The sequence below is a fragment of the Arthrobacter sp. sptzw42 genome (assembly GCF_059089685.1).
On record NZ_JBNHEX010000005.1, the window covers coordinates 220802 to 234784 of the forward strand.

The window sequence follows — 13983 nt, forward strand, 5'->3', positions numbered from 1 at the left end:
GTCCTTGGCTACAGTGGTGGGATGGCTTCGCGGTGGGTGTTTGACGGTCACATTGCCGGCGTCGGCACCGGATCGGGTCTGCGCGCGGTCGTGGGCATCTGGCAGACCTCACCTTTCGGCCCGTTCTCGGATGTCATGGTCCAGCAGCCCTCCGGGCACCGCTTGCTGCTGGCGCCCACGGCCGAGGTGGCCGGCTTCATCTCCGATACCTACAGCTTCGACGAGGTCCGGGTGCTGGAGGTAGCCACCACCCTGGCCCGGGACCTCATAACGGTCGACGCCGGCCCCCTGGCTGTGCGCGCCCGGCTGGGCCGCAGGACCCTCCTGGGCGGCGCGCTGCTGGCACTGCCCCGGCCGCTCGCCGTCCATCCCCGCTGGCTGGGCGCGATCAGCCCGGTCGCCGCCCTTCTCAGCGGCGGATCACGGACCTCCGGAAGTGCCGGAAGCGGCCGGCACGAGTATTACGGGGTGACTGACCTCCGCGGCATCAGTTCCGCCGTCGTCAGCTGGGACGGGAACGACGCCGGCGCGCTGGCTCCCATCCTGCCTCCCGTGACGTTCGGCTTCAGCAGCGTCCCCTCAAGCCCCAGCCTGGCCCGGGTCCGCACCACGGTGGTGGAAAGCTGGAGTTCATCTGCTGCGCCCGCGCCCGGCAGGTTTCCTGGCTCCGGCGGCCGCTAGGCAAGGGGGCTGGTGGGGGCGCTCAGCTGGGACTCGAACATCCGGAAGTAGCGGCCGCGCAGAGCCACCAGTTCCCGGTGCGTGCCCTGCTCCACGATCTGCCCGTCCTCCAGCATGTAGACGATGTCGGCCTTTTCGATGGTGGCGAGGCGGTGGCTGATGGCGATGATGGTGCTGCTGCGGTCCGCGAACAGGCGGGTAAAGATCCGGTGTTCGGCGAGGGCGTCGATGGCGGACGTCGGCTCGTCCATCACCATGAAGGAGGCGTCCCGGTAGAAGTTGCGGGCCATCGCCAGGCGTTGCCACTGGCCGCCGGACAGTCCGCTGCCCTTGCGGCCCCGGGGATCCTCCATCCAGTTGCTGACGTGGTTGTCCAGTCCATTGGGGAGTTTGTTGATGAAATCCAGGGCCTCGGCGTCCGCCGCCGCCCGCCGGATGCGGTCATCTTCCCGGGGTGAGTCGACGTCGCCGAAATAGATGTTTTCCGCCGCCGTGGCGAACTCGTACTTGAGGAACTCCTGGCTCAGCACCGCCAGGTGGCGGTGCCAGGAGGTGACGTCGACGGCGGCGAGGTCCACGCCGTCGAGCATTACCTGCCCTGAGTCCGGACGGTAGAGGCCGGCAAGGATGCGGATCAGCGTGGACTTTCCGGCGCCGTTCTCCCCCACGATGGCGATGTGCTGGCCTTCGCGGATAGTCATGCTGATCCCGCGGATCACCTCGATGTCGCTTCCGGTGTACGTGAAGCGGATGTCCTTGAGCTCCACGGTCTTCGGGGACTGCAGCAGCGGCGGCGCGTGTTCGGAGTGGACCGGCAGGGCCATGAACAGTTCGTAGTCCTTGAGGTTTGCCAGGTCCTCGTCGATGGAGCTGAGGGACGATACCAGGCTGTTGGCCGTGGACAGTGCCCGGCTGACGATCTGCTGCACGTAAAGGAACTGGCCCACCGGCTGGGCGCGGGCGATGATCTGCCCCACCACCCAGATCAGGGACACCACTTCCGCACCGTATTGGAGGGCGTCGGCGGCGAGCTGTTTGGGGATGTAGCGGCGCTGGAAATCAAGACGCCGGCGCTCGTCGGCGTCACGGAGGCGGGACCGGAAGTTCATCAGGAAGTGCACGATGCCGTAAAGGCGCATCTCGGCGATGTGCTGCGGCCGGAGCAGGTTCTGCTCGATCATCCGGCGCTGCCGCCGGGAATCGACCTGTGTGTTCCAGTGCGCTATCTGTTCCCGGGACAGCTTGAACTGCAGGTAGACGCTGGGCACGATGGCCACCAGGACGATCACCGCGATCCACCAGCTGACCAGGAGCAAAGCCCCCACGGCGAGGACGACCGAGACGAGCTGGGTGAAGATCGCGGCAATCCGGTCCAGCACCCTTGCGTAGGAGTCGGAGAATCTCTTGGCGCGGTCGTACAGGTCAACGGTTTCTTTGTCGTCGTAACGCCAGAACTCGAGGGCGAGGAAGCGCTCGTACATCTGGTCGCCGACGATGGCGCCGACCTTGAAGCTCATCAACTGCTGGATGTACCGGTCCACGCTGTTGAACGCACCCCAGAAAAGGCCCAGGGCGGCGGTGATGATCACGTAGACGATGGCAAGCTGCCCGGCTCCGGCGTCACCGGCATAGGCAGCAGCCAGCGCGGTGGTGGTGAGCGCGGCAAAGTAAGTGGTGACCAGCGGCAGTACGGCGGAGATCAGTGAGCCGAGCACCTTCATGGCCACAGCGCCGGGTGAGGCCCGGAAACTGACCCGCAGAACCTGGGCCACTGCCCGGGCATACGGACGAAGGGCCAGCCGGCGTTGCGGCTGGCCCTTCGTCCTGTCCCCTGCCGTTGTCAGCGCGATCCGTAGTTCGGCGCCTCGACGGTCATCTGGATATCGTGCGGGTGCGATTCCTTCAGGCCGGCCGGGGTGATCCGGACGAACTTGCCGCGGGCCTTCAGTTCGGCAACGGTGGGGGCGCCGGTGTAGAACATGGTCTGCCGCAGGCCGCCCACCAGCTGGTAGGCCACGGAAGCCAGCGGTCCACGGTAGGCCACCCGGCCTTCGATGCCTTCGGGGATGAGCTTGTCGTCGCCGGAGACGTCGGCCTGGAAGTAGCGGTCCTTGGAGTAGGACGTGTTCTTTCCCCGGGACTGCATGGCACCGAGGGACCCCATGCCGCGGTAGGACTTGAACTGCTTGCCGTTGACGAAGATCAGCTCGCCCGGGGACTCGTCGCAGCCGGCCAGGAGGGAGCCGAGCATTACAGTGTCGGCTCCGGCAACCAGCGCCTTGCCGATATCGCCCGAGTACTGCAGGCCGCCGTCGGCAATGAGGGGAACGCCGGCGGGGATGGCAGCCTTGGCGGATTCGTAGATCGCGGTGATCTGCGGGACGCCCACACCGGCCACCACGCGGGTGGTGCAGATGGAGCCGGGGCCCACGCCCACTTTGATGCCGTCGGCGCCGGCGTCGATCAGGGCCTGGGCGCCTTCGCGGGTGGCGGCCTGGCCGCCAATGACGTCGACGTGCGCTGCCACGGGATCGGACTTGAGGCGGCGGATCATGTCCAGCACGCCCTGCGAGTGGCCGTTGGCGGTGTCCACAAAGAGGGCGTCGACGCCGGCATCAACCAGTGCCATGGCGCGCTCCCAGCCGTCCCCGAAGAAGCCGATGGCCGCACCGACGCGGAGGCGGCCTTCGTCGTCCTTGGTGGCCAGCGGGTACTGCTCGGCTTTGGTGAAGTCCTTGGTGGTAATCAGGCCTTTGAGCCGGCCCTGCTCGTCCACCAGCGGCAGTTTTTCGATCTTGTTGGTGGCCAGCTTGTGTGAGGCTTCCTCGCGGCTGATGCCCACATGCCCGGTCACCAGGGGCATTTTGGTCATGACGTCGCTGACGAGCCGCAGCGGAAAGTCGGACTCGGGCACGAAGCGGGTGTCGCGGTTGGTGACGATGCCCAGCAGGCGGTTGTCCTCGTCCACGACGGGCAGGCCGGAGACTCGATACTGGGCGCAGAGGTCATCCAGTTCGCGCAGGGTCGCCTCGGGCCTGATGGTCAGCGGGTTGGTGATCATCCCGGACTCGCTGCGCTTGACGCGGTCCACCTGGTCCGCCTGGTCCGCGATGGAGAGGTTGCGGTGCACCACGCCCAGGCCGCCTTGGCGGGCCATGGCGATGGCCATCCGGGATTCGGTCACGGTGTCCATGGCCGCGGACAGCAGGGGCGTTTGCACCGTGATGCGCTTGGAGATCCGGGAGGACGTATCCGCCTCGGAAGGGATGACTTCGGTGTGGCCGGGAAGGAGCAGGACGTCGTCGTAGGTCAGGCCGATGAAGCCAAAGGGGTTGTGTTCGGGCTCGGTCATGAGTGCGCCTCTTACCTTGGTTGCTGTGGGGGTAGGGGTTGCAGCCGATGACCAGCCCGTCATTACGGGACTGGCCTGTGCAGAAGGTCGGGACCACCACTAGAGGCGGCGTTCCGGGGTCAGAAAGTGTTGAGTAAATATTAGAACCTCGGCGCCGATCCCCCTATTCCATACCGGCAATGTGAGCAACTGCACGCGCCCCACCGCACCCCAGCCCCGCGGCGCCCGGGAATCCTGCGCGTGTGGCCCCGCCTCAGGGGGAGTCAGCTCCAGCCCGTTGCGGCCAGCAGCCGTTGCTCGAACATGGGCATCATGCTCTCCACATAGGTCCTGGTGAGGTGGTTGTCGTCCTTGTAGACGTACACGTTTCCGACCACGCCGGGGCAGATGCCGCGTGCACAGATGAAATCGCTCAGATCCATCAGGTGCAGCCCCTCGATTTGGCCCGAATAGCTGTCCAGCGGCGAGGGGTTCACCAGGGACTGTTCCAGTGACACGCTGCATTCCGGCGCGTCAGGTCCGTTCCGCTGGATGCACTCCGGCATGTTGAAGGTGAAGCGGGGGTTGTCCCGGATTCCGATGATCTCGATCCCGGCATCAGCAAATGGCCTGATGCCCGCGAGGTAACCCGGAACGTCAGTCTCGAACGGGGCTTCCTCGTGGGTCAACGTTGCCACCGTGAAAACGGCGTCGGGCTTATGCTCCAGAACGTAGGCAGCGCTTGCCCGGTTGTAGGCATTGCACTCCGCGTTTCTCTCCAGCGATTCAGCCCCGAAGCGGCACGCCGGCATCAGCAGCGTCACCAGTTCCCAGCCACGCGCAGCCGCAACAGGCGCCAGCGCACCCAGGTACTGCTGGGAGTGCGAGTCGCCCAGGACGACGATGCGTTTCGTCACTTCCCGCTCCGGGACTTCCTGGCGGCAACCCTCGAGGATGGGGTTGGTGGTGGCGTTGGCGCCGGTGCAGGGGGCGTGGATTCCGGCCCAGTCGTGGTCCAGGGCGGCCGGACCTGGAATGATTTTGGCGTCGGGAACCGGCACCGGCGCGTTGTCCGGGCTGAGGGCTGCCGCCCCGGGCGTGAGCTCGCGCGGCTGGGCCGCCGTCGCGCTTTCCTCTGCCGTGAGCGTGGTCTGCCAGACGGCGACCGGACCGGCGAGGACTGCCCCGCAGGCCGCAATAACGACGGCGGTGCGCCAGGCCCGGCGCTCAGGCCAGCGCCAGTCACGGAGCGGCTTTTCAACGAAACGGGTGGTGAGCACGGCGAGGACCACAGCAGAACCGACAATACCCAGTCCCTGGGCCAGGTTGGGTGCCTCCACGCCGGTTGCCGCGAGCGCGAGCACCAGCACGGGCCAATGCCAGAGGTACAGGGCGTACGAATTGTCACCGAGCGCCACCAGGGGTCTGCTGCCCAGGAATTGGTCCACACCGTAGCGGCTGCCGGTGTGCCCGGCGATGATAATCGCGGCCGCGGCAAGGGTGGGCCACAGCGCGACATATCCGGGGAACTGCCGGTCCACGGTCAGCAGCAGGCCGCAGGAAATCATCGCTGCCAGTCCCGCCCAGCCAAGGACCACACGCAGTGCCCGGGCAGGTTTGAGGTAGGGCAGCGCCAGGGCCAGGAGGGAACCCAGCGCGAACTCCCAGAGCCGTGCCCTGGTGTCGAAGTAGGCATACGCCTGGTTGGTGGCGGTTTGCTCCATGGAGTAGGCCAGCGAGACAGCGAAGACGGCGCCAAAGACCAGCGCCAGCAGTCCCCGGTAGTTCACGCTGCTGAGTGCCGGGACACGGTGCAGCAGCACCAGCAGCGCTGCGCTGCCGGCGAAGATCAAAGGCCACAGGATAAACACCTGCCCCTGGATGGACAACGACCAGAAGTGCTGCAGCGGGCTGGCGCCGGCGTGGTCCTGGGCGTAATAGTCAACTGCTGTGTCTGCGAGCAGCCAGTTCTGGGTGTAGAGCAGCGACGCCCACGCCTGGTCCAGCACCTGCGGCCAGCGGCTCTGCGGAAGGATCAGCCAGGTCCCGGCCAGAACACCGAGGATCACCACCACGGCCGCTGGAAGCAGCCGTTTGAACAGGTGCAGCCAGTGCGCCAGGAGCCCGAACGGCCGCCCTGCTTCGGCTTTCCGGACGAAGGAAAGCGTGAGCAGGAACGCCGAGATCAGCAGGAAGATGTCCACGCCGCCGGAAACCCTGCCCAGCCACACGTGGTAAACAACCACCATCAGGACGGCGAGGGCGCGGAGCCCATGCACCTCGGGCCGGAAAGCCGGTTTCCGGCCCTTGGCAGCGGCACCTGGAGGCGTGCCGGCTGCAGCATCTGTTCCCGCTATCGACACAAAAAGACCTCACACGCGCATAGGCAAAACATCAATCTTACCCAACGCAGGGATTTTGCCCGCAAGGTAGCGGGCGTCGCGGCTGGTCCCGGGAAGGGTGGCGGATGCCGCGGCGTACTGAAATTCCTGTCCCAGGAAGAACAGCCCGGGGATATCAAGCGCAACGCCGCGGTGCTGCCGCGGCATCGATCCGGCGTCGAGCAGGTCCGGGTCGATCCAGCTGAAGTCCGGGCGGAACCCGGTGCACCAGATCACGTTGGCTACGCTGAGTGCTGTTCCGTCGGACAGGACGGGCTTTCCGTCCTGCACCGCGGCCACCCGCGGCATCAGCTGCACTCCTGCAGCGGCCAGGTCCTTGGTTTTGGTCCTGATCAGGGGCGCGGCGTGTGCCTTGAAGCTGGGCGCTGCCTTGCGTCCGACAGGCGAATCCAGCGTGAGCACGTGCAGCCCCAGGAAGCGCACCAAGGGCAGGAAGTACCGTGCCGCTGCCCGGCCATGCTTTACCGGAATCTGCCCGCCGGGCTTTCCAGCGACGAACGTGGGATGCGTCCGGCTTACCTCCAGGGCGATTTCGGCTCCGGAGTTCCCCAGCCCCACCACCAGGACCGGCCCCTCCTGCAGTTGGGAGGGATTCCGGTAGGCGCTGGAATGGAATTGGACTGTGGAAGGTGCCAATTGCTGCGCAAAGCCGGGAACCTTGGGGACTTGTTCTGCCCCACTGGCGACGACGGCGTTCCGGGCCACCCAGCGGCTGCCGTTGGCTGCCGCGATGAACAGGTTCCCTTCCTTCCACAGCCGCTCCACGCGGGTGCCGTGGAGCACAGGCAGGCTGTTCCTGGCGGCGTAACCTTCCAGGTAGGCGGCCATCTCATCCTTCGTGGGAAAGGACAGGGGATCGGCAGGGAAGGGTTCGCCGGGCAGTCCGTCGTATTTCGCGGGGGTGAACACCCGCAGTGAGTCCCAGCGCTGCCGCCAGGCGTCGCCGGTGCGCGGATTCGCATCCAGGATGACGAAGTTCCGCTGTTGTTCCTTCAGGTGACCGGCCCGCATCAATTCCTGTCCCAGCCGGCACCGTGGCCTCCTTCCGGTACCCACCCAGCCGACGTGCCGCAGTCGCGTTTCTTACCCGGCGCCACGCAGGCGGCGCCGGTACTTAAGCGTCACCGTACGCCCACTGGAGAACCGGCACAACCTACGAACGCAGCAGCCCGCGCAGGGTCTGGATGGTGTCCGCTTCCGCAGCTGTCTTATCGTCCCGGTAGCGCTTCACACGGGCGAAGCGCAGCGCGATTCCGCCGGGGTAGCGCGGGGATTGCTGTACTCCATCGATGGCGATCTCCACCACGGTGACCGGCTCCATCCAGACAGTGCCCGCCGTCCGCCGTACCTCGAGCTCCTGGAACCTCTCAGTCTGCCAGCGGAGCAGGGCATCCGTGAGGCCTTTGAAGGTTTTACCCACCATCACGTAGCTGCCGGGTTCACCGAACTCACCGGTGGGGTCGAGCGCTCCGAGATGCAGGTTCGACAACAGCCCCGTGCGCCGTCCTGACCCCCACTCGCAGGCGAGGACCACCAGGTCATAGGTGAGCACCGGTTTGACCTTGACCCAGTTCGAGCCACGGCGGCCGGCCGCGTAGGTGGAGCCGACGGCCTTAACCACCACACCTTCATGGCCCGCGGCCAGCGCGTCCCGGGACACCCTTTCAGCTGTAGCCGCATCCGCCGTGACCTCGCCCGGGATGCGGTGCCCGGGGGCGATGCGGTCGAGCACGCCGATGCGCGTCACCAGCGGCTCATCCAGCAGGTCGCGGCCGTCCATGTGCAGTACATCGAAAAACCAGGGATGCAGCAACATGCTGCGCGCCGCATCAGCACCGAACCGGGACATGGTCTCCTGGAACGGCCGCGGACCGCCGTCCTCGTCAAGGGCGAGGGTCTCGCCGTCGAGGATCACATCGCGCACCGGCAGTCCGCGCACCACCTCAACCACCTCGGGCAGCCTGTGGGTTACCTCCGCCAGCGTGCGGGTATAGATGTGCACCTCGTCACCGGAGCGGTGCACCTGGATGCGGGCGCCGTCGAGCTTGTACTCCACGGAGGCCTCCCCCGTGGTCTCCAGCGCTGCAGCTGCACTGGACGCGGTGGATGCGAGCATCGGCTGCACGGGACGTCCGACGACGAGGCCGACGGCGTCGAGCTCCGCTTCCGTGCCAGTGATGGCCAACAGGGCGGTGCCGCCCAGATCGCCGGTCAACATTGCCGCACGGCGCACGGCGTCCAGAGAGCGATTTGCGGCGCGGGCAATGGCATCGGTCAGCACCCCCTCCAGCGCGCCGGTCCGCAGTTCGCCCAGCAGCACCCCGGAAATGAAGGCCTGCTCGCGTTCCGTCGCTGCGGCCGTCAGCGTCCGGAGGGTGGCGGCGCGCTCCGCTGCCGACCCGGCACCTGCCGCCACCAGCAACCGGTCCAGCGCACCGTCAAGGTCTGTCACAGTCAGGCCCGGCACGGCGGCCGGCTCCCCCATGGCCGCGGACATTCCGCGCCAGCCGACCCCCACCCTGCCCTGGCGCGGCTTGGCGACCAGCAGGCCGACCACCGTCGCGATCTCCGCGAGCTCGAGGCGGCGCAGCAGGTCCGCGAGCGCATCCACCTTCGCGAGCCGGGAGCGGGTAGACGCGACGGTATCCGCGGTCTTCACAAGCTCGTCGAGCAGCATGGCACCAGTCTGCCACGCACCCCTGCGGAGGCTGGACAGCGCCGAAGTCCAGTTTCACAATGGACGCGTGGGAATCATCGTCGCAAACCTGTTCCTCACCCTTGACGGCGTCTATCAGGCGCCCGGCGGCCGCGAGGAGGACACCGCGGGCGGCTTCGCCTTCGGCGGCTGGCAGGCACCGGTGTCGGACGACGAGGCCGAGGCCACCATAGAGTCCGAGATCAGCAAGATCGATGCACTGCTGCTGGGCCGGAAAACCTACGATATCTTCGCCTCCTTCTGGCCGCACCAATCCGACGACATCGGGGCCACCTTCAACAAGGTGCCCAAGTTCGTCGTCTCCAGCACGCTGGCTGATCCCGCCTGGGCGGGAACCACTGTCCTGCAGGATGCCACGGCCGCGGGCCGGCTCCGTGCCGAGTACGGCCAGGTGCACATGTTCGGCAGCGGCGTGCTTATCCGTTCACTGCTCGCGGCAAACGTGATTGACCGCCTCCACTTTTGGCTTTATCCAGTAACCCTCGGCCAGGGCAAACGGCTGTTCGACGCCGGGACGGTCCCGGCCACGTTCCGCCTGGCAGAGCCGGCGCGCAGCTTCCCGAAGGGGGCAGTGTCACTGGTGTACGAGCGCGCCGGCGGCGTCGAGACGCGGGACATGGCCGGCACCTAGCTCTGTGCGGCAGCCGGCCGACCTGCCTTCCATCCTGCCTTGAGGAGGACCATTGGGCGTCATCGCAGCCATCACCACGTCGGTTGACGGATTCATCACCGGCCCTGGGGACGGGCCCAGGTACGGCTTGGGCAAGGGCGGCGAACGCCTGCATTACTGGGTGATGGGAGGACCGTGGACCTACGAGGGCGGCCATGACTTCGCCATGCGGGGGCCGGACAAGGATTTTTACGACGAACTCGCAGACCGTTTTGGGGCCGGCATTGTAGGCCGCGGGATGTATGACGCTGCAGGGGCATGGGGAGGGACCAACCCGTTTCCCGGCCCGCTGTTCGTCCTGACCCACCGCACCCAGGACCAGCCGGCGGCCTCGTCAGGGTTCACCTTTGTCTCCGGACTCGACGACGCCCTGGCGCAGGCTGCCGCGGCGGCCGGCGGCAGGGACGTGTCCATAAGCGGCGGCGCGGACGTGATCCGGCAGGCACTGGCCGCCGGCAGGGTGGACGAGCTGGTGCTCTCGACAGCTCCGGTAATCCTGGGTGCCGGCAAGCGTCTGTTCGACGGCTTTGACCAGGACGTTGACCTGGAAATTGTCAAGACTGTCGCTTCACCGTTCGCCACGCACGTGCGGTACAGGGTCGGGAAGTAGGGAGACGAAAAAACCGGCCCAGCAAACGCTGGGCCGGTTTTCCAGGCCTGGGCCCCGCCGTCAGTAAGACGGTGGGAACTAGTGGCTGTGGCCTGCGTGCTCGTCTTCCTCGGCAGGCTTCTCCACAACGAGGGTCTCGGTGGTGAGAACCAGTGCAGCGATGGAAGCTGCGTTGCGGAGTGCCGCGCGGGTGACCTTGACGGGGTCAATGACTCCTGCGGCGATCAGGTCTTCGTACTCGCCCGACTTGGCATTGAAGCCGTTGTTGGTTTCGAGTTCGGCAACCTTGGCGGTGATGACGTAGCCGTCGAAGCCGGCGTTCTGGGCGATCCAGCGCAGCGGCTGGACCAGGGCGCGGCGGACAATGCCCACAGCAGCGGCGGCGTCACCTTCGAGGGCCTTGACGGCGGGGTCCTCGTCCAGGGCCTTCAGTGCGTGGATCAGTGCGGAACCGCCACCGGCCACGATGCCTTCTTCGAGGGCAGCGCGGGTGGAGGACACTGCATCTTCGATGCGGTGCTTCTTTTCCTTCAGCTCAACCTCGGTGGCTGCGCCGACCTTGATGACACCGATGCCGCCGGCCAGCTTGGCCAGGCGTTCCTGCAGCTTTTCCTTGTCCCAGTCGGAGTCGGTGCGGGTCAGCTCGGCACGGAGCTGGGCAACGCGTGCTGCCACGTCTTCGGCCGAACCTGCGCCGTCAACAATGGTGGTGTTGTCCTTGGTGACCGTGATGCGGCGGGCGGTACCCAGCACCTCAAGGCCAACCGTGTCCAGGCTCAGGCCCAGTTCCGGGGACACAACCTGTGCGCCGGTAAGGGTGGCGATGTCCTGCAGCATGGCCTTGCGGCGGTCGCCGAAGCCGGGGGCCTTGACGGCTACAACGTTCAGGGTGCCGCGGATGCGGTTGACGATCAGCGTGGACAGGGCCTCGCCGTCGACGTCCTCAGCAATGATGAACAGCGGCTTGGAGCTCTGCAGCGCCTTTTCCAGCAGCGGCAGGAATTCCTGCACCGAGGAGATCTTGCCCTGGTTGATCAGGATGAGGGCATCCTCGAGAACAGCTTCCTGGCGTTCGGCGTCAGTGACGAAGTACGGGGACAGGTAGCCCTTGTCGAACTGCATGCCCTCGGTGAGGACCAGTTCGGTCTGGGTGGTGGAGGACTCCTCGATGGTGATCACACCATCCTTGCCGACCTTGCCGAATGCCTCGGCGAGGAGCTCACCAACCTCTTCGCTCTGGGCGGAGATTGCTGCAACGCTGGCCACCTGGGTGCCCTCGACGGGGCGGGCGTTTTCCAGCAGGCGGGCGGCAACGGCTTCAACGGAAACCTCGATGCCGCGCTTGATCTGGCCGGGAGCAGCGCCAGCCGCTACGTTGCGCAGGCCTTCCTTGACCAGGGCCTGGGCCAGGACCGTTGCCGTGGTGGTGCCGTCGCCGGCAACATCATTGGTCTTGGTGGCGACTTCCTTGGCCAGCTGTGCGCCAAGGTTCTCGTACGGGTCGTCCAGCTCAACTTCGCGGGCGATGGTGACGCCGTCGTTCGTGATGGTGGGAGCGCCCCACTTCTTGTCCAGGACGACGTTGCGGCCGCGCGGACCGAGCGTCACCTTGACGGTGTTGGCGAGCTTATCGATACCGGCTTCAAGAGACCGGCGTGCAGCGTCATCAAACGCAAGCTGCTTTGCCATGGTTTTGTCCTTTCAAGACAGAACCCCGCGCAGCCGGCCAGCAAAATGCAGGACCAGCGGCACGGGGATCCGGAGAGTTACTTTACGACGATCGCCAGGACGTCGCGGGCGGACAGCACGAGGTATTCGGTGCCGCCGGTCTTGACTTCGGTTCCGCCGTACTTGGAGTAGATGACGACGTCACCGACTGCTACGTCCACCGGGACGCGGTTGCCGTCTTCGAAGCGGCCGGGGCCTACTGCAACAACTTCGCCTTCCTGGGGCTTCTCCTGCGCGGAGTCCGGGATGACCAGGCCGGAAGCCGTGGTCTGCTCGGCTTCGAGCGGGCGGACAACAATACGATCCTCAAGAGGCTTAATAGAGACCGACACTCGGACCTCTCCTTTTCGTCAGCAAATTCGTGGACTGGAAAGCTTTCGGCCCTGGCTGGCAACCGTCGTCGCGGTGCCGGCAGCAGCCTGGCTGGCAGCTCTTCATGTGTTAGCACCCTCCTAGGGAGAGTGCTAATGAAGACTCTATGTAAGGGTTAGCACTCGGTCAAGGCGAGTGCCAGCGTTTCGTCATTGGAGTACTTGTCTGCGTGTAGATTTGAGCGGTGCGCGCCGCCGTTTACCTCATCCTTGCCAACCTTTTCTGGGCCGGAAATTTTGTGGTGGGCCAGGCCGCCATGCGGACCATGGAGCCGCTGCAGCTGACGTTCTGGCGCTGGGTGCTGGCCGCCGTGCCGCTGCTGGTGCTCGCCCACTTCGTGGAGCGGCCGGACTGGCGGGCGGTCCTGCGCCGTTGGCCGGTCCTGCTGCTTTTGAGCGCCCTGGGCATGAGCGGCTACACGCTGCTGCTCTACAGTGCCCTGCAGAACACGTCCGCCCTGAACGCCTCCCTGGTGACGGCGGCGAATCCGGCCCTGATCATGGTGCTGGCGGTGGTCCTGCTTCGGGACAGGCCCCGCCCGCTGAGCTGGGTGGGCATCGGCCTGGGCCTCCTGGGCGTTTTGCTGGTGCTCACCGGCGGAGAACTGCAGCGCCTTTTGACCTTCTCGATCAACAGGGGCGAGCTCCTGATCGTCGGTGCCATCACCGTCTGGGGCCTCTACACCATCATCGCCCGCCGGCTGAGCATCCCCGCGGTCACCTCCACGGCGGTGCAGGTGGCCATGGCGGCCGCTGTCCTCAGCCCCTTCGCGGTGGTGTCGGGCGCCGGCCTCCCAGAAACACCTGCAGAGGGCTGGTCCCTGGCGTTTATCGCCCTGTTCCCCTCGCTGGGTTCCTACCTGCTGTGGAACCTCGCCCTCAAGCGCACCACAGCGGCCAACGCCGGCAACTACCTGAACCTCATTGCCGTGTTCACCGCCATCATCACCGTGATACTGGGCCAGCCCATCACTGTTCCGCAGGTCCTCGGCGGCGTTTTGGTTATTTCCGGGGTGCTGCTGACCAGTGCAGGCGGCAGGCCGCCTCAGCGTCCCAGGTCATCGAAGCCGACGTCTTCCCCGCCCTCGCCGTCGCCGGCAGCCGATTTCCGGGCCCGGTAAAGAACGGCGCCCGCGGCAGCGGCCGTCAGCAGTGCGAAAACCAGAACGGCGATGCTGCCGGCCCGGGCGCCGTCGTACAGCCCGCGGATGTCCCGCGCTTCCTGGGTGTCGCCGGCAATGTCATTGCCGCCCACTGAGTAGACGGTGGCGTTGAACGTATCAAGGAAAAAGATGACCACCAGGAGTCCGATACAGACCACGGCCACCAGGGAGCCGGCGATCAGTGCAGGCCGGGCGAATCTGGCGGGGCCCCTGTCCCTGGCTGGTTCTTCGGACTGCCGGGGGCCTGCGCTCTCATCCATGCTTTCAACACTATCCGCATCCCGGCGGACGCTCCTCCACTAGGCTGGAAG

General features: G+C 66.2%; 12 protein-coding genes. 4 read left to right on the top strand and 8 right to left on the bottom strand.

The genetic code is table 11. The features are described from left to right. Positions 1–21 precede the first annotated feature (21 nt). The gene (locus AC5RT4_RS08780) at positions 22–681 is read left to right on the top strand and encodes a hypothetical protein (RefSeq protein ID WP_494105487.1); all 660 of its coding nucleotides are present in this window, start codon (positions 22–24) and stop codon (positions 679–681) included. On the opposite strand, the gene AC5RT4_RS08785 is transcribed toward AC5RT4_RS08780, so the two are convergent. From AC5RT4_RS08785 to AC5RT4_RS08805, 5 genes are all read right to left on the bottom strand, one after another. Continuing rightward, positions 678–2531: an ABC transporter ATP-binding protein gene (locus AC5RT4_RS08785; RefSeq protein ID WP_494105552.1), complete on the bottom strand. Its 1854-nt coding sequence runs from the start codon at positions 2529–2531 to the stop codon at positions 678–680. The two genes, AC5RT4_RS08780 and AC5RT4_RS08785, sit on opposite strands and share 4 nt — an antisense overlap. Continuing rightward, positions 2522–4033, bottom strand: coding sequence for an IMP dehydrogenase (gene guaB, locus AC5RT4_RS08790; protein WP_493969892.1), 1512 nt, complete (start codon positions 4031–4033; stop codon positions 2522–2524). Before guaB ends, AC5RT4_RS08785 begins: the two co-directional genes overlap by 10 nt. A 263-nt stretch (positions 4034–4296) precedes the next feature. Continuing rightward, entirely contained in the window at positions 4297–6375 is a 2079-nt protein-coding gene (locus AC5RT4_RS08795; RefSeq protein ID WP_494105488.1) for an acyltransferase family protein, read from the bottom strand. A 9-nt stretch (positions 6376–6384) separates the two neighbouring features. Continuing rightward, the gene (locus tag AC5RT4_RS08800; protein WP_494041910.1) at positions 6385–7425 is read right to left on the bottom strand and encodes a flavin-containing monooxygenase; all 1041 of its coding nucleotides are present in this window, start codon (positions 7423–7425) and stop codon (positions 6385–6387) included. Positions 7426–7567: 142 nt separating this feature from the next. Beyond that, positions 7568–9091: an ATP-dependent DNA ligase gene (locus AC5RT4_RS08805; protein WP_494105489.1), complete on the bottom strand. Its 1524-nt coding sequence runs from the start codon at positions 9089–9091 to the stop codon at positions 7568–7570. 67 nt (positions 9092–9158) lie between these two features. On the opposite strand from AC5RT4_RS08805, the gene AC5RT4_RS08810 reads away from it, so the two are divergent. Both AC5RT4_RS08810 and AC5RT4_RS08815 read left to right on the top strand, forming a co-directional pair. Continuing rightward, entirely contained in the window at positions 9159–9761 is a 603-nt protein-coding gene (locus AC5RT4_RS08810) for a dihydrofolate reductase family protein (RefSeq protein WP_494105490.1), read from the top strand. 52 nt (positions 9762–9813) lie between these two features. After that, a complete protein-coding gene (locus AC5RT4_RS08815) occupies positions 9814–10410 on the top strand; it encodes a dihydrofolate reductase family protein (RefSeq protein WP_494105491.1) in 597 nt (198 codons plus the stop codon). Positions 10411–10488: 78 nt separating this feature from the next. On the opposite strand, the gene groL is transcribed toward AC5RT4_RS08815, so the two are convergent. Together groL and groES are read right to left on the bottom strand one after the other, a co-directional pair. Further along, entirely contained in the window at positions 10489–12099 is a 1611-nt protein-coding gene (gene groL, locus AC5RT4_RS08820; RefSeq protein ID WP_494105492.1) for a chaperonin GroEL, read from the bottom strand. 77 nt (positions 12100–12176) lie between these two features. Next, positions 12177–12470, bottom strand: a complete 294-nt coding sequence (gene groES, locus AC5RT4_RS08825; RefSeq protein WP_003805290.1) for a co-chaperone GroES — start codon at positions 12468–12470, stop codon at positions 12177–12179. Between the two features lie 224 nt (positions 12471–12694). On the opposite strand from groES, the gene AC5RT4_RS08830 reads away from it, so the two are divergent. After that, positions 12695–13630 (top strand): DMT family transporter, encoded by a 936-nt coding sequence (locus AC5RT4_RS08830; protein ID WP_494105493.1) that lies wholly within the window; start codon positions 12695–12697, stop codon positions 13628–13630. Here the strand turns inward: AC5RT4_RS08830 and AC5RT4_RS08835 are convergent. Continuing rightward, positions 13555–13932, bottom strand: a complete 378-nt coding sequence (locus AC5RT4_RS08835; RefSeq protein WP_494105494.1) for a hypothetical protein — start codon at positions 13930–13932, stop codon at positions 13555–13557. The genes AC5RT4_RS08830 and AC5RT4_RS08835 overlap by 76 nt on opposite strands. Positions 13933–13983: the final 51 nt, after the last annotated feature.